The following is a 25,551-nucleotide window of genomic DNA, read 5'->3' as shown; positions in this document are numbered from 1 at the left end:
TAAGGAGGGTAGTTTTATGAGCGAACAGATGAAAAGACCAGGTGGAGCTTTAGCTAGTAGACCACTTCATTTTATTTGGATGGTAGACTGCTCCGGTTCAATGAGTGGAGATAAGATTTCCACAGCTAACTATGCAATTAAGGATGCTATTCCTGGGATGCAGAAGGCTGCAGAGGAAAATCCGAATGCCCAGCTCTTGATTAGAACACTTAAGTTTGATGATGGAGCAATGTGGGTAACACCGGCTCCGGTTCCAGTAGAAGATTTTGAATGGGATCCACTTGATGTTGGTGGACTGACTTCAATGGGAGCAGCATTTAATCTTCTTTCAGACCAGCTTGAAATGCCTCCGATGTCTGAGAGAGCTCTCCCGCCTGTAATAGTCATGCTTTCTGATGGAAATCCGACAGATGATTATAGGGGAGGACTTAACAGACTTCTTAGTCTTCCGTGGGGCAAGAAGGCGGTAAAGATTGCCATAGCTATTGGCCAAGATGTTGATAAAGCTATTCTTCAGGAATTTACATGTAATCCAGAGCTTGTGCTTCCTGCAGATAATGCTGCTCAGCTTTCAAAGATGATAAAGTGGGCATCCACAGTTGCTAAGCAGGTTTCATCACCTGTAAGCAGACCAGTTGAGACACCTGTAAGTGGAAGCGCATCTGCGCCAGTTTCTACGCCGATTGATATTTCGGGTATTCCTGATCCTGCAGATGATCCTGTAGATGATGGTGATGTATGGTAAGGAGGCCTAAAACATGGCAGTGAAGACCTATGCAGCAAGCGTTATAGGTGCTTCTCATCTCCGTAAGCCTAATCCGATCTGTGAAGATTCATCCTGGTATGACAAGGATGGAGAGATTTCTGGTGCTATTGTTCTTGCGGTAGCAGACGGACATGGTAGTGATCAGTGTAAGTATAGTTCGGATGGTTCAAAGGAGGCAGTTAAGGTCTTTCATACAATTATCAAGCAGCTAGTTGAAGATGAGAGATTAAATGGAAATCTTAAAGGCTTTAAGAATACACCATTTAAAGATGTAGAGCTGACTAAACAGATAAGTCAGAAATGGATAAATCGTATTACCCATGTTCATAGAAATAATAAGGAGCGTGAGCAAGAATTCGATAAGCCGAGTAAACTATCCCCGCTTGATATGGTATACAAAAAGGCTGAGAAGCACACAGATTGGTACTGGGATGTGGATCCCATGCTTTATGGAACAACGCTGTTGGGCATAGCAATAATGGGAGATGATATTTTGGTCTATCAGATTGGAGATGGAGATATTGTTATCGTTGATGATGATGGCGTAAGAAATCTGATTGATGGCGATCATTTTCTTGGAGTTGAGACTTACTCCTTAGCTCATAAGAACTCATGGAACTATGCGAAGACAGATGTTGTGACAGTAAAAGACCTTCATAAGAAACCATGCCTTATTATGCTTTCATCCGATGGCCTTGCAAACAGCTATGCAAGTGAAGAAGAGTTTCATAATGCTTGCAAAGACTACTATCAGGTAATAAGAGATAATGGATTTGATGCAGTTTGTAAAGCTATAGGAAATGACAAGGAGGGCTGGCTTCGAGAAACAAGTGATGGCGGGTGTGGAGATGATATTTCTTTAGCATTAGCCTACTTTACACCAGAAGATGAAAATAAGGATGCTACGACATGTGATAACAAGCATGAAGATGCGAAAACAATAGAAGAAGATCCCGAGGCTGTTTCAGCGCAAAAGAATAACAAAGAAGAAAGAACAGAATTTAAAGAGTTGGAGTTTACAGAGGTGGAGAGCAAATGACTTGCTCTCCGCTCTTTGGAGGAAGTAGATGATTGCAGATAGATACTACTATAGTCGTCTTACAAAGCGAGAGCAGACGATATATAAGGATCTTTATCAGGGTGTAAAAAATATGGAGCCCAGAATCAGCACAATCTATTTTTCTGATGCCCAAACTATAGCAAACAAGGTTTTTGAAGCGTTTGTACGTGATAATCCTCATTTTTTTTATTTTGATTTTACTAGATGCAATCTTTTACAAAGCAGTAAGGAAACGGTATTTGAGGCCAACTATATTTACAGCAAGAGCGATGCAGATAAATATTCTAAAAGATGTATGCAGAAGGTTGATGAAATAGTCAAGCAGGTATATGCTTCTGCAGGTAATGATGAAGTTAAAAGAGAGAAGGAGCTTTATACATATTTCTGTGAACACTTTCATGGGTTACAGTTTGATGACGGAAGGAAACTTTCCGAACCTGTATTTAGGGGACATTCCATCATAGGACCTTTGATAGATGGGAAGGCTAACTGTGATGGATTTGCAAGAGCATTTAAATTGGTACTGAATGCGATGGACATGAAGTGTATTTTTGTATCAGGGACTGCTGATAGTCCTGATAACGGACCTAATCAGCCGCATGGATGGAATATAGTAAAAATTAATGGGAAAAACTATCATACGGATGTCACTTGGGGTGTTGCGAATAGTAGTCCGGGGAATGTCGTTTATAATTTTCTTAATCTGACTGATGCTAGAATTTCTGCAGATCATCACTGGAAAGGAACACTACCAAAGTGCACTTCAGATGACTTGGGACACTTCAAGGCATCAGGGTTACAGATAGATAATACAATCTTTTTAAAGAATCATATTAAGAAAGCTATTCAAGCCAAAAAGACAATAACCGAATTTGAGCTTGTTAAAGGCCAGGGAAAATGTGGCTTTAATGATTTAAGTAATGCAGTGCAACTTGTCCAAGCAGCAGCACAGCGGGCAAGTGGGGAGGTAAGGGAAAGAATTAGCTATGAAATAAAGTATATGCCGGGGAGTACCGCGTTTCGTATGGAAATAAAGTATGACTGATCATGGAGTTACAGATGGCAGATAAGACTTTTTTGGAACAGTATGGTGCTCATCTCAATAGAGAACAATTGGAGGCAGTACAAAGCATAGATGGCTTTGTACTGCTTCTTGCGGTTCCAGGCAGTGGAAAAACGACTGTTTTGGTAACTCGACTGGGGAACATGGTATTCAACCATGGAATTAGTCCGGACAGTATCTTAGCGTTGACATATACGAGAGCAGCGACCAAAGATATGGAACAGCGCTTTAGGCATATTTTTTCGGATAAGGATTATCCGGGAGGGCTCGAATTTAGGACAATTAATAGTATTTCTTTGGATATTATCCGTTATACTGCGCAGCAATTGCAAAGAAAAATGTTTAATTTGGTCGATGACAAGGCACAATATAAGATTGTATATGGACTTTATGTGGAAATCTTGAAGGAATATCCAACAGAAAGTGAAGTAAATGACATTATCAAAGAGATCGCGTATTGCAAAAACATGATGCTTACTGATGAAGGAATCAAAAAACGTGGAGATGATTTAGGAATACCATTATTGGTGCTTTACTCAAGATATGACGAGAACCTGCGCGGCAATGGATTGATGGATTATGACGATCAGCTACGATATGCATATGCGAATCTGATTAAGAGACCAGAAGTGCTGGAACATTATCAGGATAAGTATAAATATATATGCGTTGACGAAGCGCAGGATACCTCGAAAATTCAGCATGAGATTATTCGTCTATTGGCAGGAAAAAATAAAAATCTTTTCATGGTTGGCGATGAAGATCAGAGTATATATGGTTTTAGAGCTGCTTATCCTGAAGCATTACTGAATTTTGAAAAAAGATTTCCTGGTGGAAGAGTATTGGTAATGGATTATAACTATAGATCCAATGCCAACATTGTTTCTGCTGCGGACTATTTTGTTCAGCATAATAAACTTAGACATAAGAAGAACATAAAACCAACGCGGTCGAGAGGCTTAGAAATAGAATATCCTGTGCTCAGTTCAAGAGGTGCTCAGTACAATTACCTATTAAATGTTTTGGCGGCCACAAATCATCAGGTGGCAGTGCTATATAGAAACAATGAGAGTGGATTGCCTCTTGTCGATTTGCTTGACAGAAATAAGGTGCCATATAGGATAAGGCAGGCAGATGTAAGCTTTTTTACCAATAGGGTTGTGATTGATGTTACGGATATTATCCGCTTTGCCATGAATCCATCGGACAAGGCAATATTTATGAGGATATATACCAAGCTTCACACATATTTAAAGAAGACCAGCGCTGAAGAAGCATGCAAATATGCAGAACATGCGGGGATTACTATAGTTGAGGCCTTGGACCACATAGATGATATTAGTGATTCTGCTTTGAAAAAGTGGATGGATATAAAGTCCCATTTGAAAGTATTACTTCATGAGTCACCGGAGAAAGCGCTGGTACGCATAGAAAAACACATGGGGTATGGGGAATACCTGGAGGATAAGCATATTGATTCCAGTAAGCTGTTCACTCTGAGGATGATAGCAAGAAATGAAGAGACAGTAACAGGTTTATTAAAACGACTCGATATATTGAAAGAATTGATTTCAAATACTGAGCCTGATTACAAGGCAAAGGTGGTTCTTTCTACTATCCATTCAAGTAAAGGTCTTGAGTATGATGAAGTATTCCTGATTGATGTATGCGATAGCGTGTTTCCAAATAAACCAGGGTATAAGAATAAAGGTTTGCAAACACCGGAATATATCCAGTATGAAGAAGAAAGAAGAATCTTTTATGTGGGGGCAACACGCGCTAAGGATAAGCTAACTGTACTGAAGTATAACGGGGCATATTCAAGTTTTGCTAATGAACTTGAGATGGAAAAGAAGTACAGGGAACGTTCGCAAAAAAGCAATGTGAACAAAAATTCCGGAACTGTAGTAACACAAAAGACGACTAGCACTTCAAATAAAAGTAGAACGGCTACAAAAAGTTCTGGTTATATGGGTAAATCAGGGGGTGGTTATAAGCCCAAACGTCCTACTAAACCATTTAAGCCTGAGATACCTAAGGGGGCAAAATGCAAGCATTGTGGTGACGACGGAAAATGTTGGAAGAGGGATTTCTTTAAGTACAACACAAGCTGCAATCGTCCAGAGAAATGCAGTAGTTTTAAACGTTAGGTTTTGATAGATATTTCAAACGAAAAGAGGATACCGTTATGCTCTGGTATGATTCGATAGAAGCTCAAAAGACAGGAAAACCACAGCAGGGAAGTGATCTGCTAATAAGACTTGTTAAGGATCTGGAAGATACTAGGAGTGAATATAAAGGTTATTCTTATGTGAGAACAATCCGCAACATCCTTATTGGAAAAGAAGATGCGGCTATTGCGCCATTTTTTAAGGGGAAGCCGTATTATGGTCAATTTGAGGCGTTGACTCTTGAACGTGTGGAAGAAATGATGGATGCGCTTGTTAGTAGTTATCAGCTGGATGTCATTCACACAGAACATGGCAAACTATATTGTTCAAGAGAGTCTGGTTACGATGATGCAAATGACTGTAGTTATTCTTTCAACAGCGTTGAGGAAAATAAGACGGTGACAGATTTGAAGTCGCTCCTATGTAAAAAGCCTGATGCATGGGCACACATAAATGAATTTAGGTCTGCGCTGTTAGATTTGTATCCAAATGATAAAGTGAAGAGGAACCTTATCTTCCATTGTGTTGAAGAAGGCATTCCTAAAGATTTACAAATGATAGAACTGCTTGATGCAAATAATTTGTTTTTGTTTTCAAACAGGTTGGTTAAAGCTGTAGGCTGTGATGAGGAGCTGGCAAAGGGAATAATTAGTATATGGGCCGATGCGCTTGGCATAGACGTTGCCATTTCAAGTGGTAATGATGATACGAAAGCACAGGAACTATATGAAATAGCTACAAAATATGATGAGGATGGCGATCATAAAAATGCTATAAAATATTATGTTGAAGCTGCAAACAGTGGATCTGCGATTGCTGCATTTAATTTAGCTGGATCTTATGAACTGGGTTCGACTGGATTAAGGGCTAATCAGAAAAAGGCGTTCTATTGGTATGAGAAGGCAGCAGAACTTGGAGATCCGGACGCACAAATTGAGACAGCCAAAAGATATCATTACGGAAATGGAGTTCAGCAAGATCAAGAAGAGTGTAAAAGATGGCTTGCAATTGCAGAGGAAAATAAAAACGACAATTATGAGATTTATAGTGAATTAGATATTGATTGCGCATATTATTCATGGTTTGGAGATGAGGATCGACTTTACGACAATTTTGAATTTGAAAACTTCTTTTTAATCAGTTATAGCGGAAGTGAGGCAATAGAGCTTTTTGAAAATGCTGCATGGAGTGGCTATGGTGGTAATTATGGAGTGTTAGGGAATATTTATTTCAATGGAGATTATGAGGGACAGTTTGAAATACCGATTTCTAGGGAAAAAGCATATGCATGGTATAAATTATTCTACGAAGATTATAAGGCGGGGAAAATAACATTATTTAATCTAGACGGAGTTATTGAGGCTTTTTACTGGTATGCTTTTTTATCAATTCTGCTTAAGATAAAGACTTACAAAGAGACAGAGGTAAAACAGATATGGGAGGATGTTGTCAGTCTTGTTGAGGATAGTGACGATGATATTACAAAGGGGTTAATGTTTGAATCAGAAGTACAATTCCTGTATTTGATTGGGGAAATCTTTTATACAGGCAAGGTAAAGTTGAATCCTTTTGGCGAAAATATGGGGAATCTCTGCAGTGTAGAAAAAGATTATAAGTTATCAGAACGAGCGTTGCAATTAGCCAAAAAATTCGGAGATTATAAGGCTTGTGTATATTTGGCAGAGATTTATAGGTATGGTCTTGTTGGACAGGCTGATTTCAAAAAGGCTGAGCATGAAGCTGTTTTTGCTGTGGAAATTAGCTTGGGAAATAATAAGGATGCGATTGACTGGTGTCAGAGTTACTTTGTTGATTCATTAGACTGGGATATAAGAGATAGTTGGGAGGATATTCCAATTGAAGATGTCTTTGAAGATGTGGATCAATCTGATAATAGTGTTCTTAAAGTTTTAATTGATAACGATGTATGTACTCTGGAGGACTTTAGAGAAAAAGGGGTTGAAATACTAGGTAAGAATAGCAGTCTTGCTTTAGCACTTTGGAATGAACATTTATTTGAAAACATTGAAAATGTAATAGAGTCTTACTTTGACGTCCATGGCGAAGATGAGGACTCGGATGAATTTGAGCTTCCATTTAATTGATCATGACCGACAAAGTTTATAATTTGATTCTGCTTTCAGAAAAAGGTGGCTAAATGACAATTATGGACCAGGATAATTATTCAAAAGATGATATTATTGGATTCCTTAAGAAAATACCTGTATCAGATATCGGGCTTTCAGTAAAGGTTTCTAAGATACTGACAGATAGTGGGCTTAATACATTATATGATCTCTGTGAGACGGATTTTCTTAAGTTCAGAAGTGGTATTAAAGGACTGGGGGAGGTAGGACAAAAAGAAGTTCTTGCACGAATGAATCAGCTGGGGCTAAAGTTCAGATGGAATGATGACGGGCCTTATTCACGCTTGTTTTCAAATAAATGGAGAGAAAATTGTAATACCGATTATGAAGATATAGATGTATCGAAAATCCTTGATCTAGTAATGCGATGGGAAAATGGAAATGATTAAAGAAACTATGCAGAGGTGAATATATGGCGACATTGAAGCTGGGAAAATTACAGGAAGTAGATATTAGAAAACTATGGAATCATGAGCAATACGATTTTTCAGAGTGGCTTTCGAAGTCAGAAAACCTTGAGCAACTTAATGAGACTATTGGAATAACTCTAAGCGAAGTAGAAAAAGAGGTGTATGTTGGTTCATATCGATGTGATCTGGTTGGTATTGATGAAACTACAGGGGATAAAGTAATAATTGAGAACCAGCTAGAGACATCAAACCATGATCACCTTGGAAAGATAATTACTTATGCATCAGGATTGGATGCTAAGGTGGTCGTTTGGATTGTGAGGGAAGCTCGTGAAGAACATAGAAGTGCCATTGAGTGGCTAAATAATAATACTTCTGAAAAGCTCAATTTCTTTTTGATAGAAATCCATGCATATCAAATAGGGGACTCTTTATGTGCTCCGAAATTTGAAGTTGTTGAAAAACCTAATGGATTTATTAAGTATGTAAAATCACAGAATGGTTCCGGAGAGTATAACAAGTCACAGGGTGAGAGAATTGAGTTTTGGACACGTTTCAACGAAGTTTTGATTGAGAGAGGAAAGCCTTTTAATGTTAGAAAGGCTACAAGTGACCATTGGTATGATGTAGCCATTGGAAAAACAGGTGTACACGTCTCTATGACGCTGGTAAACAAGGAAGGTGTTATTGGTATCGAACTATATATTCATGATAATAAGGAATTATTTGATAACCTATATGCCCAGAAGGATGAAATTGAAGCAAAGCTTAATCTTAAACCCGAATGGCAACGACTAGATGGCAAGAAGGCATCAAGGATTATTTACAGGATTCAGGGATTGAATTTTGATGATCATTCAAACTATGACTACCTTATGAATGAAATGATTGATAAGGCAGTATTATTTACAAATGTGTTTAAACAGTACGTATAAATTGGAGAATGGCTATGATTGGTTCACGTAAAAAATGGGGAACAGAAGGTCATATTGAGGATGATGAGAGGAAACGAGCTTATTATAAACGAACTGAAGGGAAAAAGTGTAATTATAAGTCAGAAAGTGGGAAGTGTACTTTAGAAGGCTATGTCAATAAAGGAATGAACTGCAAAAGACCAGGCGGTTGCCACCATTTTAATGCAGACTAATGAATAAAATACGGTCAAATAGGCACATTACGACTGTTATTGGCTGTTATTGGGCTGTTACGGGCTGTTATTGGCTGTTGGGGTTACGGGACGAAACCACTTGGTTACGTTTCGTAACCCTTTCTGTTGCATTAGATTTCTCCACTGAATATAATCAGCTCATCAGAGTCGACACTGATTTTTTTAGGAGCAGATGTTTATGGATGGAACAGATAAGAAACTACTGGATTTGATCAAAGGAAATGCTCGTATGAGCTATCAGGAAATTGGTGATGCATTGGGAATGTCCCGCGTAGCAGCCAAGAAAAGAGTGGACAAGCTTGAGAAAGCAGGGATAATCCGTGGGTATAACACCTACATCAAGAAGGAAGATGAGGTGACGATGCTCATTGATATCATAACCACATCTGAAGGATTCGACAAGGTGCTGGAATACGTTGCCACAAGGACGATGTACGTGCGCCAGATTTACACGACCCTTAAGGCAAATCATATCCATCTCGTAGCTGTATCTGATTCTCCGGAAGACATCAAGTACATGACCAAGATAATCGAGAAAGCCTGTTCGGATGATATCAAGGAATATCATGCCCGCCAGGTACGTCAGATTATCAAGGACGTCTATGGAGGAATCAAATATGAATCAGGATCAGAGTCGAACACTAACACAGATAGTTGAGGCACTTGCAGGAACAAGGCTTCATGAGAGAAAGGGAGGCAAGTTTTATTTCAACTTCTACCTGAACAGCAGGGCCGGAGAGACACCAATAGAGGCGCTAGACCTCGGAGTCAGAGCTTATAACTCATTGAAAAGAGCAGGCTTCTCAACAATCGGGGATTTGGCTGAGGCAATAGCTGAAGGAACAGAGATAAGTAAGATCAGAAACTGTGGCGCCAAGAGTTGCAGAGAAATAATGGAAAAGCTCTTTTTATACCAGTACAATGCACTTCCGCAGGAGAAAAGAGAAGGCTATGTGAAGGAAGTTATCCTGTTGAATGCCAGCAAAAACACGTGAACATAAGTACGCGTATCCAGGGAGGAATATGGGACTCCTTGTGTGGCATGATAGTATCATCAGAACAAAGCAAAACAATTTTTATCACTGTTTTAGCATAATAACACAGAGAATCTCGCTGAAGTAACCATGTATTACATGAAGGCTTGGCGGTAATCTTATAACAGGATAAAACTCTTTTCACCTGAAATGGAGGTAGTGGTTATGAAGAGGACATTATTAAGTATCTTAGTAGCAGTAATGATGATGATTACAGCTGTGGGAATGACATCGGTATCTGTAGAGGCAGCTGGCAAGAATAAAACAACAAGCAGTTATTCATCAAGCAAGAAGAGCTCAAAGAAGAAAACAACAAGTTCCAAGTCAAAGAGCTCTTCTAAATCATCAAGCAGCAAGAGTTCATCTAAGAAGAGCAGTTCTAAGTCATCAAAGAAATCCTATGACTCATATGACGTGCATAATTACAAGTCAGCACAGGACTTCGCAGATGATAAGTACGAAGAATTCTACGATTACGAAGATGACTACGAAGATGAAGACGAAGCTTATGATGCAGCTGAAGATTACTGGAATGATAACTATTGATGCAGATTGATACAGATCAGGAGGAAAAAATTATGGCATATACATTTGAGAATTATCATCATTTAGGAATGGAAAAACTTTGACGGCGGAAATGACCGCTGGGATTTTAATCATGACGGCGAGGTGAGTATCTTTGAAGAAAACTCAAGAAGAGCTTATGACCAGGTTATGTTTGACAACATCTTTGGTGAGGATGAAAAGCACTCTTCCGATGACTGGGATGACGATGATGACGATTTCGATGATGATTTCGGAGACGACTTTGGAGATGATTTTTAATCGTGTGTGTTTTGACATATGCAGATCCTGAATGAAATGATCCATCCTCTGGATAGTAAGGATTTGTTGCCACAGGGCGTGCGGTCTGGTAGGGGATTTCGTGAGATCAGCCGGGCTACTCCTTTCTAAAGAAACTGACAATTGAATTATAGATGAGGATATCTAGATGAAGACATATTTAAGAGAGGTTGGTTTTGCAAATAGAATATTTGCTCTGCTGCTGGCACTTTCTTTGGGTATGTCTTCTTTTCTGTTCTGGAGCGTTAAGACTCATGCAGAGGATGAGATCCCAGCATACAGCGGAAGCGCTTCAGTAACTGTGAACAAGAATGTACCAGGTTTTACAGCTGATGAGATTACAACAAAGTCTTATGAAGGCTATGGAGAGCTGGATAAATTGGGACGTTGCACTCCGGCTATGGCCTGCCTTGGAAAAGAACTGATGCCTACTGAAGAACGGCAGTCAATCAGCATGGTAAAGCCCACCGGGTGGAAACAGAACAAGTATCCTGGCTTGATAGATTCGGATCCTCCGTATTTGTACAATAGATGTCATATGATCGGATTCCAGCTGGCCGGTGAGAATGCCAATGAGCAGAATCTGATCACCGGAACACGATACATGAATGTTGAAGGAATGCTGCCTTATGAGAATGAAGTTGCGGAGTATGTTCGGGACACCGGAAAACATGTAATGTACAGGGTAACTCCTGTATTTGAAGGAAATAATCTTCTATGCAGCGGTGTTCAGATTGAAGCTTATTCTGTAGAGGATAAGGGCAAAGGAATCTCTTTTAATGTATACTGCTACAATGTGCAGCCGGGAGTAGAGATTAACTATGCTAATGGAAGCAATAAGCTGGCACCAGAAGCAGACAAGATGGTGGACACCAATTCTTTTATTATAACTGGCGGAGATTCCGGGAATGGATTGGACAGATCTTCGGCAGGTAATGAGGCTTCTGAAATTCCTGCAGGGACCACATTTGTAGTTAACACGAATTCCAGGAAGTTCCATAATCCTTACTGTGACAGTGTGAAGGATATGAAAGAAAAGAATAAAATGTACTATGAAGGCACAAGGGATGAGCTGATACAGCAAGGGTATGATCCTTGCAAGAGATGCAATCCTTAATGAGGTAGTGTTATGCCATTTCAAATAATCAGAGATGATATTACAAAAGTAAAAGCAGATGCCATTGTGAATACAGCCAATCCATGGGTTGCTGTAGGTGATGGTGTTGATGCTGCTATATACGAGGCTGCTGGGAAAGAACAGCTTTTGGAAGCCCGCAGAGAGATTGGAGAACTTGAACCGGGAATGGTTGGGATAACTCCGGCTTTTAATCTCGATGCAAAATTCATTATTCATGCCAGCGGACCATGGTGGAAAGATGGAAGGCATGGTGAGCCGGAACTTCTGCGTCAATGCTATGACAGATCTCTGGAACTGGCCAGGGACAATGATTGTGAGTCTATTGCTTTTCCTCTGCTGGCTACAGGAACCTATGGCTTTCCCAAGGGGCTTGGAATTCAGATAGCAGTTGATTCTTTTACCAGCTTCCTGGAAGAGAATGAGATGGACATCACGTTGGTGGTGTTTGGAAGTACTTCTGTACAGATTTCAGGCGAACTGGCGCTTGATGTTAAGCATTTCATTGATGATAAGTATGTCGAGGAGAAGCTTGCCGAGGAGTATAGGAACGATGGAATTCCTGCAGCAAGCAGGCCGGGGATGCTTCAAGGTGCTAGATTAAGCAATTCGGCAGTGCCTAAATCATTGAAGATACCGGACTTTCTTCATAGAAAAGAGTCAAAGGCAGAGGAAGAAAAGACCTATGAGGAATTTGAGGATGCTGAGATTTGTAGTGCTCCTGCAGCTGAGGAGGAACTCTATGAGTGCTCCAGCATGTCTCTTGATGATACGCTCAAAGAAATGTACACAGATTCCTTTGAGAAACATCTTCAGCAGCTCATCAACAAGAAAGGGCTCAAGAATTCTGAGGTTTATGCAGCAGCCAATATCTCTAAGCAGTATTTCTCAAAGCTTATCAAGGGACAGGTTAAACCATCTAAAGAGAAGGTTCTTGCTCTGGCTGTTGGACTTCAGCTTAACATGGATGAGGCCATTGATTTCTTGAGACTTGCAGGATATGCTTTTTCTCCAGTGTCCCAGACGGATGTGATCGTGGAGTATTTCATAAGGCACAAGGACTACAACGTGATGAAGATTGATATCGTTCTCTTTGATTATGGCTTGGATTCGCTTTCAAGCTGACACAAAGTGGTTTTTTACAAAGGTCTCCTCCGGGTTGACCTTTTTCTTTTGCCAAAAAGGTATTATTACATCAGAACAAAGGAAACAGCTCACTGCAGGGAGCTACAGATGTGATGACGGAGGCAAAAGGAATATGAATAATAATCTTACAGAGATAGTTTACATACTTGATAGATCAGGATCCATGGGTGGGCTTGAGGAAGATACAATCGGCGGTTTCAACTCAATGATGGAGAAGCAGAAAAAGACAGGAGAGCAGGCGTTGGTTTCGACAGTTCTTTTCGATGATGTGTGCGAAGTGCTTCACGATAGAGTGCCACTTGATAAGATTGAAAAGATGACAGACCAGCAGTACTACGTCAGAGGCTGCACAGCTCTTCTGGATGCAGTTGGAGGAGCAATCCACCACATCGGCAATGTTCACAAGTACGCCAGGGAAGAGGATAGGCCAGCGAAGACTATATTTGTCATAACAACAGATGGCATGGAGAATGCCAGCAAGAATTATTCTTATGACAAGATCCAGAAGATGGTCAGGAAGCAGCAAGAGAAATATGGATGGGAGTTCATTTTCATCGGAGCTAACATTGATGCCTATGCTGAAGCGCAGAGGCTTGGAGTAAGAAAAGAAAGAGCTGTAAATTATGTACATGATGATATAGGAACAGCAAAGGTGTACGCAGGAGTATCATCCATGGTTTGCAAGTCAATGAAAGTGCCTGATTTTCTTTTGAGGAAAGAGCTGGATGAGTCAAATTGGGCTGAAGAGATAAACGAGGACTACAATAGACGTGGAAAGAAAGCCGCAAGAAGATAAAGGAGTGATTTAGATGGCAGTAAAGGGAGCTGTTTTAGGAGATATATTAGGAGCACAGTTTGAGTTTGACAGGCCTAAGAATCTGGATTGGAAGAACGTGCCTCTGGCAGATGGTGATGCGATTGGGTTCACAGATGATACTGTAATGACTTTAGCTATTAAGAAGGCACTTAAGACCGGAGCAGATCTGGTTGATACCATGGTAGAAGTAGGCCGTGAGTATCCATTTGCCGGATATGGAGGAAGGTTCTTTAACTGGATAAACGGAAATAATCATGAGCCTTACAACAGCTGGGGTAATGGCAGCGCTATGAGAGCATCTTTTGTTGGAGAGTTCTTTGAAGATTACGACGAGATGCAGAAGATGGCTGAAGCTACAGCTATGGTGTCGCACAACCATCCTGAGGGAATCAAGGGAGCAGTTGTGACAGCAACATGTATCTGGATGGCTAAGCATGGCAAGAGTAAGCAGGAAATCTATGACTACGTTCTTGAGCAGTATCCAAAGGCTGACTATGAATACAGTATTGCTTACAGCCTTGATGAGATTAGACCTCGATATAAGTGGAACGAGAGCTGCCAGGGATCTGTTCCTGCAGCCATGAGATGTTTCTATGAGAGCAGCGACTATGAGAGCTTTATCCGAAATGTCTTTTCACTGGAATGTGACTCTGATACTTTCGGAGCAATTGCCGGTGGAGTGGCGGAAGAGTTCTACGGCGGATTCGGAAGCGTGGATGCGGAGGGACTTCTGAAGAAATATCTGACTCCGGAGCTGTGGGAAATTTTGAATATGTAATTGTTTACCCATATTGGCAAAAAAATGAAAAAATTGCCGATATGGGTACTTTTATGTTTGCTCATTTATAGTGGGATGAATAGGGCCGTTGGGGTTATAATGGATGTATCTGTTTCGGAGGAGTTTTGTGGTATGTTTTTGGTCATGGGAATTACAGATGGCAGGAAGGACTTTTCTTTTAACCAACTTGTGACCTGCACTATCTGTGGAAAATACGGACGATTCAATGTGTTCATGACTTATACAGTGTTGTCGTTTTTCTTTATTCCGACTTTCAAGTGGAACAAGCATTACTACGTGCAGACGAGCTGCTGTGGGACAGTTTACGAGCTTGATCCGGAGATAGGTAAAGCTATTGCCAGGGGAGAAGAAGTAGAGGTTAAGCAGAATCACCTGACCAGAGTAATAAATGGGAGGGGATTTACTACCGGATATAAGAAATGCAGACTGTGCGGATATGAGACGACAGAGGATTTTGATTTCTGTCCTAAGTGTGGAACGAGGTTTTAAATGAAGATTAAGCAGATTTTTGATGGGGATTATGGCTGCGAAGAACTGCAGCCAGGACAGAAGCCGAAGGTATCAGTTACGCTTGTAGATGATGCCGGAAATGAAAAGCTCGTATCAGTGGAAGATGACTGGCTTACAGAGAATGGATTAGATATTGGATCAGAATGGCCATCAGGAAAATGAGATAGGAGACATGAATCATGGTAAAAGTTTATTGCTATTCTAGATGTACTACTTGCAAGAAGGCACTGAAATGGCTTGATGACAATGGTATTAAGTACGAGAGCCTTGATATCAAGGAGCAGCACCCGGACCGCAATATGATAAAGGATCTCAATGTTAAGAGTGGGCTTCTTTTGAAAAAGTTTTTTAATACCAGTGGACAGCTGTATCGGGAAATGGAATTGTCAAAAAAACTTCCGACAATGAGTGATGATGCGATGTTAGACCTGTTGGCATCGGATGGAATGCTTGTAAAACGACCATTACTGATTACTGACAAGAAAGTGCTTGTCGGATTTAAAGAGGATGAATGGAAAGAGGCGTGCTTATAATGATGGGAGGTCTTTATGGACAAGATCTTTGAAGTTGCTGACCGTTACATAAAATCGAGTGATTGGAAATTGTTTTCAGTTCTGAAGTTTTGCCTAATTTCTTTGGGCATTATGCTTGGAATGCTTGTTAGACCACAGAACAAAAGAAAAGTCTACGGACTTGCAGGAATAACATTTCTTCTGACATATATTCCGCTAATGGCAAGATTTTTTAAACTGTATATGGATGATGAGGAGAACGAAGCCTAATGGTTAAAAAGATTGTTAGGGATCCAATGTTCCTGCAGCAAAAGTCAGAGTATGCAACAGAGTCTGACAAGCAGGTTATTGTAGATCTGCTTGATACATTAAGAGCCAACCAGGAGCATTGCGTTGGCATGGCCGCCAACATGATTGGTGTGAAGAAAAGAATTATCGTGGTGGCTATGGGACCATTCCATTTTGCTATGGTGAATCCTATTATTACCAAGAAGTGTGGAGAATATCAGACAGAAGAGAGCTGTCTTTCTCTCGATGGAGTAAGACCCTGCACCAGATATAAGGAGATTGAGGTGGATTATCTTGATCAGGACTTCAAGCCTCAGCATGGGAAGTACAAGGACTTCACAGCTCAGATAATCCAGCATGAGATCGACCATTTTGAGGGAATCCTTATATAAACGAGTTCAGACCGATGCGAGGGAACCGGAAAACGGTTTGCATCGGCCTGTCTTATGATATGTATAGGCATCCCAAAACCTATACAAGAGGTGTTTCTATCATACTATAATTGCATTGAAATATATATTAAATACCGATTAAATTTGCACGAGGAGAAAATATGCAGGGGAAGTATCCGGTAATAACATTGTGTGGAAGTACCAGGTTTAAAGAGCAGTTCATGGAGGCTCAGAAAAAGCTCACGCTTGAGGGAAACATTGTTATCAGCGTGGGGCTCTTTGGCCATTCCGGCGATCAGGAAGTCTGGGAGAACGTGGACGAGGGCACTCTTACAAAGACAAAAGAGATGTTGGATGCAATGCATAAGGCTAAAATAGACATGGCGGATTCTATTTATGTAATCAACGTCGGAGGTTACGTGGGATCGAGTACCAAGAGTGAGATAGAGTACGCTATAGCTCATGGCAAAGAGGTTAGATACCTGGAAGAACCATAACAAGGAAAAAGAACAGATAGACGCAGAAACTATTGGTGATAAGAATAAGTTTTTGATTTGCCTAGATAGTAAATTAAATGCCTGATAATCACCGATATAGATATATATGAGCCTTCCGGCTTAAGATATAATGATTTCAACATAAAAATTGTTGGAGGGCTTATAATAATGACTGCACAGGTTTTATTGATTCTTGTTTTGGTTGCTACGATAATACCGGTATGTTTACTGTTCGGTATTCCTGCATCAAAATATAACAAGAAGGTTCAGAAGGAAGAAACGGAGGAAAGACAATGAGCAAATATGTTTCACTGGACAAACGAAGTAAGAAACAGCAAAAAGAGTACCATTCCAAACAGAGACGCACCTGGGGAGATCTTAATCCAGTAACAAGGAGCGTTCCAAACGGAAAGGCCTACAACCGCAAGAAAGAAAAAGAGAGGATCAGCAAAGAATTCAGGGATGGATTTGGAGCTGATTCTTTTTTGTTTGAATCTAAAAGTGTTTTCGCAAATAGCGAAATAACATGCCCCTTTTTGCTGATATAATCATGTAATCTTTGCTCTGACAGAAATATAATGAATTCATCAACAAGCAACAGATGACAATGGTTTTTGATTTGAGAAAGGAAGGTGAGGAATCATGTTGTCGCTGCTTTTTATTATATTTTTCTTTTGGATTTTTGGAAAAATGATTGGCTTTGCATTCAGAGCAAGCTGGAGCATCATCAAAGTTATGTTTACACTGGTGTTCCTTCCACTTATTCTTGTGGGCCTTGTATTTAAAGGACTTGTTGCTATTGCATTGCCGGTACTGTTGGTGGTTGGGCTCTTTAGCCTTTTGGAAAGGGCCTGAAAATGAAAGAGGACAAGGAAATGACAGCGGACAAAAGATTTAAAAAGGTTTATTCACAGGGAGCAGTTAATGTTACTGAGATCTGGGTTGACCAGGACACAGGCGTTAACTACATATTCCATGCAAGTGGATATGCTGGAGGACTTACACCCATGCTGGACAGGGATGGTAAGCCGGTAATCAGTCCAGTTGAAAATAGATAGTACTCGGCAAAGGCGGTCTGTGGGGTGACCATTACCATGGACCGCCTTTAAAACACTTTTATCAATAAATATCGTTAGGGCAAAAATCAATTTAAAGGTAAACCCGGAGCAATCCGGCGGCACAAAGCTATAGGGACTCGAAAGAGTTAGCCAGTTGCAATCATTATAGGAGCTGGCAATCAGCTCCATTTTTTTACCACAAAAGTAATAAAAGTGATTCGATTCCAGTAAATATGGGCATTCCAAGCAGTCCGGATTATAACCCTTCAAAATTGTTAGGATAGTATCATCAGGAAACAGCAAACAGCAAACCGAATTAAAAAAGCCATTTTAAAGTCAGGAGGCCATTATGAAGTACGCAGTTATAGATCTTGAGTTTTGTAAAGTACCTAAGGGATATAAGAAGTTCGGTTATAAGTGGTGCCAGGAGACAATCCAGATCGGAGCAGTCCTTCTTGATGAGGATTATGAGATTATTGATGAGTTCAATACTTATGTAAGACCTGAGTATGGTCACATAGACTGGTTCATCGAGAATATGACTGGAATATCCCAGGCTGACGTAATCTCAGCTCCTTCATTTGCAGAAGCTCTGGAGGCTTTTCTTGATTGGCTTCCATATGACGATGTCAGATGCGTATCCTGGAGCGATTCAGATCCTAAGCAGATTGTTCACGAAGTAGTTGCCAAGGGAATTGAAGATGAGCGCCTTGAGATCATCTTTGCTAACTGGATGGATTGTCAGAAGACCTTTGGCCAGAAGATGGGCAGGAAGAATGCGTACAAGCTTGAGGAAGCACTTATCGCATCAGACATTATTCCTGAGGGTAGAGCACATGATGGCCTGGCTGATGCCTACAACACAGCACTTCTTTTCGCTAAGCTTGAGCAGAATCCTGATTATGAGCTGAATGAGTTCTACCAGACTGCAAGGAACGAGGAGACTGAGCATCTGAGCTTTTGCATGGGAGACCTGTTTGCGGGGATAGTGCTGGCGTGAATACAAAAAAATGGGGGACAACATATTACCACCTTTTTGGTGGGGGTATGTTGTTTTTCTAACTGATAAAATAAAGAAAAATCCATGAAAAGATTACGCAGAGTCATCAAGAAGTAATTAAATATATACAATGTTTATTGTTATTTCGGAATTGGAATTACGCTATCATGATACAATTATTGTTGGAGTAGTTTGTGCGAATGACAATATTTTGAAGAAAAAGAGTTGCCATCTGAAGTTGCGGGGCAGCGGTGGATTATACCTTTTTAAAGCTTCCATAACATATTGTATAGTAACAGGGGAAACATATCAGAAAAGCACATCATATAGTTGGTGTTTTTATGGGACTGCAGATTTTGCATACTATAACCATAGACAACCATAGACCACAAATATGAAAAATGAGGTGAATATGATTTCTGATAGAACAAAAAATAAAAAAGTAGTAGATCACGAAGATCCATTCTGCACGCACTGTGGTGCAAACCTTATGGAGCAACCGGGATTCAATCCGTTGTTAAGTGCCTGGATATGTAAAGAATGTGGGCAGGTGTTGACTGGCGGAGATGGCGAGGACAAGAGATTTCCGGGAGTCGTCCAGTTATGTGATGAGTGTGGAGCTATTCTTGATAATCAGGCAGGATTCTCTGACTGGCTGGATGAGTGGAAATGTACAGAGTGCGGTCATGTCAACAAAATCGATGATTCAGAGTATGAAATCGAAGAAAGATACCAGTTTGAAAAGAACAGGAAGAGCGATGGTATGACAGTCAAAGAGGCCAGAATTATTGAAGAGGAATTCTATAGAAAGTCCAATCCTTCTGGAGAGGAGGAGTTCATGTACATAGAGGCCATGGATTTTCTTATCTCAGAAGAGAAGAATCCTTCTGACATGATGTCTTTAGGCGGCTATTATTATGAACTTAAGAGATTTGACCTTGCTCTTAAGTATTATGAGATGGCATCTACTTATGACAGCGATGCTGCTGATGAATGCCTGGGTTACATATGGTATTACGGCAGAACAGGTGAAAAGGACTATGAAAAAGCTTATAAGTACTATAGTCGAGCCATGGAACGTGGAAATCTTGTTTGCACCTATAAAGTCGCTGACATGTACAAGAACGGATATTACGTTGAGAAAGACTATGACAAGTACGTATCCATCATAGAAGAGCTCTATCCCAAGGTAAAATACGCAAGGAATTTAGGAGAGCCTCTTCCTGAGGTGTTTACAAGGCTTGCAAAAATACGAACCCGCCAGAACAGACCGGAGGATGCTGTTGATTTATATTTCAGAGCGAAGGATTTCCTTGCACAGAGGCTCAGCTATAATGCTTTTTTTGGTCATCTTAACATTATGAAGTGGATGATAGATGACCTGTATGAGCTTATAGAGTTTGATGTGAACAGCTTTGATTTTTATGATTTGTACTATCTTTTGAACAGGCCTTCAAAGGTGCGCTTTACTTTTGAAGGAAAGGAACAGCATCTGGAATCGCTTATCGAGGAAGGTGCATGCATAGTGCATTTCAATGACAAATGGTACAGAGACAGGGATGAGTTTTTCCAGAAAGCCTGTATCGGGAATGAGAGGCTTACCGCTATTTATGACAGGTTGGAAGATTTTGAGGTGATATGATGGACGAGATTATAAAAGTTAAAAATGAAGGTTATGCGGAATATGAGGAAGTGCTTCTTGAGCGTGATAATGTCAGAAAAGAGGCACTTCATTGGAAAATGGAGTACACAAGGGAATTTGGTAAGCTGATAGCAGATCTTTTTGAAATGAAGATTACCTGCATCAAGAAGAAAAAGATCATTACTTACTGTCAGGCAGAAGTAAATAAAGGCAAGGATATTGATCATGATGCGATGTTTGCGTACATAAACCAGGAGATGCAGGAGTATAACAGGCAGCTGCAGCAGATGATTGATGAGAATGAGGCTGCAAATTCCGGACGCCAGATTAGTACTAGTGCTGCTACAAAGATAAAAAAGATCTATCACAGATTAGCCAAAATGCTCCATCCTGATATCAATCCCAAAACTGATGAGATTCCGGAACTTAAGAGATTATGGCATATGATCGTTGTTTCATATAATGCCAATGATCTTGAAGAACTTGAGACAGCGGAAGTCCTCGTAAAGAAAGCGCTTGAGGAAGTGGGCTGGGAGAATATAGTTGTTGAAATAGATAATCTCCCGGAAAAAATACAGAGAGTACGGGATGAAATAATTGAGATAAAGGGCGAGGACCCTTATCAGTACAAGTTCCTGTTATCGGATTACGAAGCCGTACAGGAAAAGAAGGAAGCTCTTCAAAAGGAAATGCAGGAATATATGGATTACGAAAAAGAGCTTGATACGATGATGGAACAGTTCCTTAGTAGCGGGGTGAGTTTTAAATGGACAATGGATTAGAAGTAAGAAAAGAAGGTGTTGTTTCCCTGGTTGAGAATCATGATCTTGGGGATATCATAAAGCCTCTGGTAAAGGATATTCATCTGTTTGATTCTTATGTGGCAGGCACTACACATCTGTCAGACAAGTCAGTTCTGGAAGATATAGAAGTGGGTGATGTTCTTATGCTGCAGCGTGAAGACAATAAGTTTGACAGCAATGCAATTCTGATCCTTGATGGTCAGAAACGGAAGCTTGGATATGTTCCTGAAAAGGATAACATTGTATTTGCCAGGCTTATGGATGCTGGTAAGCTCCTTAAAGCGAAGATAACAAAGATTGAAAAGAAGGGCAGCTTTACACAGATCAGCGTAGGTATATATCTAGTAGATTTCTAAGGAAGCAATTGGAGGTAGAACATATGGCTACACATGAGCAGAGAATAGAGGTATTCCGGGATACTCAAGAATGGTGTGAGAAAAACGACAAGCTGGCGGCTTCTATTGCTACAGCAAAGAAAAATACCAAGATATATTGGGAAGATGATTACCCAGCATTTGTTCAGGATAAAACATATGAAACAACGATCAATGTTTCTAAAGACAGGAGTTATCAGGCAGCAATGCGTCTCAGCAAGGATGGATATACCAAGATTGCTGTCATGAACTTTGCTAATGCATTCCACGCAGGTGGAGGCGTAACACGGGGAGCAAGTGCACAGGAAGAGTGTCTATGCAGGACATCGACTCTGTACCCGCTGATATACAGGCGAACACTCAGGGATACTTTCTATAAGCATCATAAGACGTTAAATACTCCAAAGGCTTCTGATGCCTTGGTTTACACAGAAGGGGTAGTTATCTGTAAAACGGATACTGATCTTCCTGAAAGGCTTCCGGAAAGCGATTGGACAACTGTTGATGTAATAACAGTTGCAGCTCCAGATTTAAGGTCCAAATCAAATTTATATGCTGCTCTGGTTGGCGGTGGAACATACATGAATGATGCAGAATTATTTGGGTACCATGTTAAAAGAGCAATCCATGTACTTACGTGTGCAGCGGCTAAAGGTGCGGATGCTCTTGTATTAGGAGCTTTTGGGTGCGGGGCATTTCAGAACAATCCTAAAGTAGTGGCCAGAGCTTATAAAGTTGCTCTGCAGGAGTTCCCAAAAGTTTTTAAACATATTGAATTTGCAGTATATTGTGGACCAACAGACACAGGAAACTATGAAGCTTTCAGAGATGCGCTGATGTAACAGGAGGATAATATGGATTTCACAATTATTAAGGGTAATATCGTTGATGCAAAGGTTGATGCCATTGTTCTTCCGGCAAATTCAAAGCTGAAAGAAGGTAGTGGCGCTTCAGAAGCTATTTTCAAAGCTGCGGGTAGAAAGCAGCTTACTAAGAAATGTAATGAAATCGGATTCTGTGAGGTTGGTTCAGCTACTGTGACATTAGGTTATGACCTTGGATGTAAGTGCATAGTACATGCCGTTGTTCCGAGATGGGTTGATGGAGATCATGATGAATATGATTTGCTGAGCTCAGCTTATGTTTCAGCGCTTAGTGTTGCAGATGCTGTTGGATGTAAGAGTATTGCGTTTCCACTGTTGGCATCCGGAAATAATGGCTTTGATCTTGAATTGGCCCTTGAAATCGCAATTAAGACCATTGAAGCTTATGAGTCCCGGACTTTGGAAGATGTGAGAATTGTTATTTTTGGTAATCGCATTGCGTCAATAGCGAAAGAGAAAGGCTATGATGTCGGGATTCTCCCCAGAAATCTAGAAAGAGATGAGGAAGAACGGAAGAAGAAAGAGAAGGTAGCTAAGCTTTTTAACGATGTAAAAGAGGTGGCTGCTGGATTTGCAGAGGATGGACTTCAAGCTGGATTGGATTACCTAAAGGATCCTGAGAACCGTAAAAAGACTATTGAATTCGGTAAGAAGATTGCCGGAGTGGTATTAGATAGATAAAGAGGTATGGTGTATGCCTAAGAAAAAGAAGAAAGAACTTGTTTTTCAGAGTGTGGACTCATTACAACAAATTGTAAATGTTGTTAATGAGGCTGCGGCCGCTGTTAATGATAAGTCAAGAACTATAAGAGAAAGTGCTATTCCAGAGGTGCTTACAGGTGCACTTGGAGCCGGAATTGGTGGAATAGGCTCTTTTGCGGCATTATATGGATTGGGAACAGTGGGACTATCAGCAGTTGGAATCACAACGGGACTACATGCGGCAGGAGCGCTTATAGGTGGCGGGATGGTTGCAGGAGTATTTGTTCTTGCAGCTCCTGTTGCTGTATTGGCTGCTGGTGGTGTAGGAGTAGCAACACATCTTAAACATAAGCAACTCAAGCAGGAAAAAGAAAGGCTTTACAAAGAGGCACTGGTAAAGCATGAGGCAATTATACAGGCTTTAAAAGATGAGGTTAATGCTGACAAGGAGAGGCTTGATTATTTACAAAGTCTCAATATTTTGCTGCAGCAGGCGCTGAAGGATTTAAAGAGCGATTTAGGCGAAGACATTGTATAAGGTGTTATGGGTAAGTACGATCATTCTGAATTGGAAAAAGAAATTAATAAGGTGCTTGCTTACCAGCAGAAGGAACTGGAAGACATAAAATGCATGGATTGGGATAGAGCAGAAGAATCTATAGCTGAGAGTGAAAAGCTGCTGACATCACTTGGATATAAGTTGCCTGAGAAAAAATCAGAGCTAGCATCTATGCCACGCAAGGTTATGATAGTTCCTAATTGGGAGGAACTATGTGAAGAGGCAGAGAAGTCTATACAGGGTGAAGTAGAGCTGGAAGCATTATTTACTGAGGCTGAGCTAAAAGCAAATGAAGCTTATATTGTTCAGTTGAACTCTGAATTCAACAGCCTTCATAAACTTGATAAGTTTGACATGGCTATAAGTGCATCTGCTGCATTATTAGGCGCACTTGTGGACATACTGCTGGTGGGGATTCCGCAGAAAACTCCCGATGGATTGAAGGCAGGACCATTATCGAACTATATTCGTGGCTATTTTGATAAAAGGTTCCCGGAAGCAGAAATGGAGCAGCTTGCGAATTCTAAAGTGAGCAAAGTCCCTTTCGATGCACAGGATAACAGACATACTACGGTCTATGTTGAAGGTTTATCTGCATATTATCATCGTTTGCTTTCGCTAGGGCATGATCCAATATTGGGATTTATAATAGGTGTTGCTGATATCCTTAATGGAACTATGACAACCATAGATAAAAAAGGAAATATTGTTCGTCAGGTCATGGAAAATTATAGTGATAGAACTGAAAAAGATATATTTGATGCGCTTTCGAAGCAGATAATACATTTTAAATCAGATATAACTACTTCCATGGGATTGCCAGCACCAATGATGGCATTATTTAACTTGCTGCAGTTTGGCAGCATTGGAGACGAAAAACTTACGATAGCAGAGATTGTCCAAGGAATGTATTTTGAAGGATATGATTTTATTCATTTCTGCTCTATGTCAGTACCTGTTATGGTTACTGAGCTGGTTGTAAGGCTGGGGTACGCTATAAAGAGAATAAAAGAAGGAAACTCAATAAAAGATTCAATTCCTTTTTCAACTGATCACTTGAAGAACCCGAAGCTTGGAACAATGCTATTTATTGCTCATTCCGGGATGACAGCTGTTAATGCTGGAAAGGTTTATTTCACTCAGAATCCTTTGGCAATAAACTATCCTGAATGGATGGCTTTTGGAAGGTGTGCCTATAAACAGCTTAAGTGGGCTTTGTTGGAAAAGCCGGAAGCCAGAGCGCGGTACATTGAAGGGCACATAAATGAGGAAATGGATGCAGTATTGCTAGATGTAGAGAATACATTTAATGATATCTCAAAGGATTATATAGTGGTATTCGACTAATTTAACAGGAAAGATGGCGATGGGATTAGTACTCATCGCTGTTTTTATTTGAAAGCACGCTGTAAAGCCTGCAAGTCATAGGTCAAATGAAAAACTGAATTCCGGTTTATAGTTGCAAAAAATGCATGTGAGGCTTTTTTAGGAGTTTTTTTATAAAAACGGTACTTTGACATGCCCCAAAAACATGCTAAAATCGGTTTACCAATTCTGTTTGTTTGCATAGCAAACAGATGGCTGGAGCAGATTGAGAAAATTTAAATTCCACCCATCAAAAGAGATTTTATGATCTTCGGGTGGTTATCTGTCTGCTGATTTATTAGTCTACGTGATTATTTATCACGGTATTCAATGAGTGCCGGTTTTAGCAGGACTTCGTCTGGGGAGACTTTTTTCAGTCCTGTTAAAGTCGGTATCTTTTTATCTA

34 protein-coding genes and 1 riboswitch are annotated in these 25,551 nt (G+C 40.4%); all 34 genes read left to right on the top strand.

Annotation, left to right across the window (positions count from 1 at the left end):
- Nucleotides 1-16: 16 nt before the first annotated feature.
- The 34 genes from G633_RS0106195 to G633_RS0106025 all read left to right on the top strand — a co-directional run bounded on the left by G633_RS0106195 (nt 17) and on the right by G633_RS0106025 (nt 25,127).
- Entirely contained in the window at nt 17-745 is a 729-nt protein-coding gene (locus G633_RS0106195) for a vWA domain-containing protein (protein ID WP_051200010.1), read from the top strand.
- A gap of 13 nt (nt 746-758) precedes the next feature.
- A complete protein-coding gene (locus G633_RS0106190) occupies nt 759-1,805 on the top strand; it encodes a protein phosphatase 2C domain-containing protein (protein ID WP_026519383.1) in 1,047 nt (348 codons plus the stop codon).
- 28 nt (nt 1,806-1,833) lie between these two features.
- Nucleotides 1,834-2,871, top strand: a complete 1,038-nt coding sequence (locus tag G633_RS0106185; protein WP_026519382.1) for a transglutaminase domain-containing protein — start codon at nt 1,834-1,836, stop codon at nt 2,869-2,871.
- Between the two features lie 14 nt (nt 2,872-2,885).
- On the top strand, nt 2,886-5,039 hold the full coding sequence (locus G633_RS17605; protein WP_081664701.1) for an ATP-dependent helicase: 2,154 nt from the start codon (nt 2,886-2,888) through the stop codon (nt 5,037-5,039).
- A 38-nt stretch (nt 5,040-5,077) separates the two neighbouring features.
- Nucleotides 5,078-7,165 carry a tetratricopeptide repeat protein gene (locus tag G633_RS19180; RefSeq protein ID WP_051200008.1) on the top strand — a complete coding sequence of 696 codons (2,088 nt, stop codon included), beginning with the start codon at nt 5,078-5,080 and terminating at the stop codon, nt 7,163-7,165.
- A gap of 53 nt (nt 7,166-7,218) precedes the next feature.
- Nucleotides 7,219-7,596, top strand: coding sequence for a hypothetical protein (locus tag G633_RS0106170; RefSeq protein ID WP_026519381.1), 378 nt, complete (start codon nt 7,219-7,221; stop codon nt 7,594-7,596).
- A 23-nt stretch (nt 7,597-7,619) separates the two neighbouring features.
- Nucleotides 7,620-8,552 (top strand): DUF4268 domain-containing protein, encoded by a 933-nt coding sequence (locus G633_RS0106165; protein ID WP_035770827.1) that lies wholly within the window; start codon nt 7,620-7,622, stop codon nt 8,550-8,552.
- A 14-nt stretch (nt 8,553-8,566) separates the two neighbouring features.
- Nucleotides 8,567-8,764, top strand: a complete 198-nt coding sequence (locus G633_RS0106160) for a hypothetical protein (RefSeq protein WP_026519379.1) — start codon at nt 8,567-8,569, stop codon at nt 8,762-8,764.
- A gap of 199 nt (nt 8,765-8,963) precedes the next feature.
- Nucleotides 8,964-9,443, top strand: coding sequence for an Lrp/AsnC family transcriptional regulator (locus G633_RS0106155; RefSeq protein WP_026519378.1), 480 nt, complete (start codon nt 8,964-8,966; stop codon nt 9,441-9,443).
- Nucleotides 9,403-9,780: a DNA-directed RNA polymerase subunit alpha C-terminal domain-containing protein gene (locus G633_RS0106150; RefSeq protein ID WP_026519377.1), complete on the top strand. Its 378-nt coding sequence runs from the start codon at nt 9,403-9,405 to the stop codon at nt 9,778-9,780. The genes G633_RS0106155 and G633_RS0106150 overlap by 41 nt, the downstream gene beginning before the upstream one ends.
- A 204-nt stretch (nt 9,781-9,984) precedes the next feature.
- The gene (locus G633_RS0106145) at nt 9,985-10,365 is read left to right on the top strand and encodes a hypothetical protein (protein WP_026519376.1); all 381 of its coding nucleotides are present in this window, start codon (nt 9,985-9,987) and stop codon (nt 10,363-10,365) included.
- A 123-nt stretch (nt 10,366-10,488) separates the two neighbouring features.
- A complete protein-coding gene (locus G633_RS19910; protein WP_155834923.1) occupies nt 10,489-10,644 on the top strand; it encodes a hypothetical protein in 156 nt (51 codons plus the stop codon).
- 166 nt (nt 10,645-10,810) lie between these two features.
- Nucleotides 10,811-11,779: a DNA/RNA non-specific endonuclease gene (locus tag G633_RS0106130; RefSeq protein WP_026519375.1), complete on the top strand. Its 969-nt coding sequence runs from the start codon at nt 10,811-10,813 to the stop codon at nt 11,777-11,779.
- 12 nt (nt 11,780-11,791) lie between these two features.
- Nucleotides 11,792-12,922: a macro domain-containing protein gene (locus G633_RS0106125; protein ID WP_026519374.1), complete on the top strand. Its 1,131-nt coding sequence runs from the start codon at nt 11,792-11,794 to the stop codon at nt 12,920-12,922.
- A gap of 133 nt (nt 12,923-13,055) precedes the next feature.
- A complete protein-coding gene (locus tag G633_RS0106120; protein WP_022770136.1) occupies nt 13,056-13,739 on the top strand; it encodes a vWA domain-containing protein in 684 nt (227 codons plus the stop codon).
- A gap of 13 nt (nt 13,740-13,752) precedes the next feature.
- A complete protein-coding gene (locus G633_RS0106115) occupies nt 13,753-14,538 on the top strand; it encodes an ADP-ribosylglycohydrolase family protein (RefSeq protein ID WP_026519373.1) in 786 nt (261 codons plus the stop codon).
- Between the two features lie 132 nt (nt 14,539-14,670).
- Nucleotides 14,671-15,048, top strand: a complete 378-nt coding sequence (locus G633_RS0106110) for a zinc ribbon domain-containing protein (RefSeq protein ID WP_026519372.1) — start codon at nt 14,671-14,673, stop codon at nt 15,046-15,048.
- Nucleotides 15,049-15,231, top strand: coding sequence for a hypothetical protein (locus G633_RS0106105; RefSeq protein ID WP_026519371.1), 183 nt, complete (start codon nt 15,049-15,051; stop codon nt 15,229-15,231).
- Nucleotides 15,232-15,248: 17 nt separating this feature from the next.
- A complete protein-coding gene (locus tag G633_RS0106100; RefSeq protein ID WP_022770130.1) occupies nt 15,249-15,602 on the top strand; it encodes an arsenate reductase family protein in 354 nt (117 codons plus the stop codon).
- A gap of 15 nt (nt 15,603-15,617) precedes the next feature.
- Nucleotides 15,618-15,851, top strand: a complete 234-nt coding sequence (locus G633_RS0106095) for a hypothetical protein (protein ID WP_026519370.1) — start codon at nt 15,618-15,620, stop codon at nt 15,849-15,851.
- Nucleotides 15,851-16,261: a peptide deformylase gene (locus G633_RS0106090; protein WP_026519369.1), complete on the top strand. Its 411-nt coding sequence runs from the start codon at nt 15,851-15,853 to the stop codon at nt 16,259-16,261. Before G633_RS0106095 ends, G633_RS0106090 begins: the two co-directional genes overlap by 1 nt.
- A gap of 161 nt (nt 16,262-16,422) precedes the next feature.
- On the top strand, nt 16,423-16,758 hold the full coding sequence (locus G633_RS0106085; RefSeq protein ID WP_026519368.1) for a hypothetical protein: 336 nt from the start codon (nt 16,423-16,425) through the stop codon (nt 16,756-16,758).
- A gap of 168 nt (nt 16,759-16,926) precedes the next feature.
- Nucleotides 16,927-17,055: a hypothetical protein gene (locus G633_RS20345; protein WP_022770125.1), complete on the top strand. Its 129-nt coding sequence runs from the start codon at nt 16,927-16,929 to the stop codon at nt 17,053-17,055.
- Nucleotides 17,052-17,306: a hypothetical protein gene (locus tag G633_RS17595; RefSeq protein WP_022770124.1), complete on the top strand. Its 255-nt coding sequence runs from the start codon at nt 17,052-17,054 to the stop codon at nt 17,304-17,306. Before G633_RS20345 ends, G633_RS17595 begins: the two co-directional genes overlap by 4 nt.
- A 142-nt stretch (nt 17,307-17,448) precedes the next feature.
- Nucleotides 17,449-17,613, top strand: coding sequence for a hypothetical protein (locus tag G633_RS0106070; protein WP_242838837.1), 165 nt, complete (start codon nt 17,449-17,451; stop codon nt 17,611-17,613).
- Between the two features lie 20 nt (nt 17,614-17,633).
- Nucleotides 17,634-17,816, top strand: coding sequence for a DUF6440 family protein (locus G633_RS0106065; protein WP_026512613.1), 183 nt, complete (start codon nt 17,634-17,636; stop codon nt 17,814-17,816).
- A gap of 86 nt (nt 17,817-17,902) precedes the next feature.
- A riboswitch (cyclic di-GMP riboswitch) is annotated at nt 17,903-17,978 on the top strand.
- 187 nt (nt 17,979-18,165) lie between these two features.
- A complete protein-coding gene (locus tag G633_RS0106060; protein WP_026519366.1) occupies nt 18,166-18,816 on the top strand; it encodes a 3'-5' exonuclease in 651 nt (216 codons plus the stop codon).
- Nucleotides 18,817-19,228: 412 nt separating this feature from the next.
- Nucleotides 19,229-20,458 carry a tetratricopeptide repeat protein gene (locus tag G633_RS20085; protein WP_026519365.1) on the top strand — a complete coding sequence of 410 codons (1,230 nt, stop codon included), beginning with the start codon at nt 19,229-19,231 and terminating at the stop codon, nt 20,456-20,458.
- Complete coding sequence (locus G633_RS0106050; RefSeq protein WP_155834922.1) at nt 20,455-21,240, top strand: hypothetical protein; 786 nt, start codon at nt 20,455-20,457, stop codon at nt 21,238-21,240. Before G633_RS20085 ends, G633_RS0106050 begins: the two co-directional genes overlap by 4 nt.
- Nucleotides 21,225-21,617 carry an HIRAN domain-containing protein gene (locus G633_RS0106045; protein WP_026519363.1) on the top strand — a complete coding sequence of 131 codons (393 nt, stop codon included), beginning with the start codon at nt 21,225-21,227 and terminating at the stop codon, nt 21,615-21,617. Before G633_RS0106050 ends, G633_RS0106045 begins: the two co-directional genes overlap by 16 nt.
- Nucleotides 21,618-21,640: 23 nt before the next feature.
- A complete protein-coding gene (locus G633_RS0106040) occupies nt 21,641-22,477 on the top strand; it encodes a TIGR02452 family protein (protein WP_026519362.1) in 837 nt (278 codons plus the stop codon).
- A 12-nt stretch (nt 22,478-22,489) separates the two neighbouring features.
- On the top strand, nt 22,490-23,200 hold the full coding sequence (locus G633_RS19170; protein WP_051200006.1) for a macro domain-containing protein: 711 nt from the start codon (nt 22,490-22,492) through the stop codon (nt 23,198-23,200).
- Between the two features lie 13 nt (nt 23,201-23,213).
- Nucleotides 23,214-23,759 (top strand): hypothetical protein, encoded by a 546-nt coding sequence (locus G633_RS0106030; RefSeq protein ID WP_026519361.1) that lies wholly within the window; start codon nt 23,214-23,216, stop codon nt 23,757-23,759.
- A gap of 6 nt (nt 23,760-23,765) precedes the next feature.
- Entirely contained in the window at nt 23,766-25,127 is a 1,362-nt protein-coding gene (locus tag G633_RS0106025; protein WP_026519360.1) for a hypothetical protein, read from the top strand.
- The last annotated feature ends 424 nt before the right edge of the window (nt 25,128-25,551 follow it).

It is taken from the genome of Butyrivibrio sp. FCS006, from assembly GCF_000424525.1.
GTDB lineage: Bacteria > Bacillota > Clostridia > Lachnospirales > Lachnospiraceae > Butyrivibrio.
The sequence above is the reverse complement of the archived record's forward strand: the minus strand, read 5'-3'. Positions and strand labels throughout refer to the sequence as shown.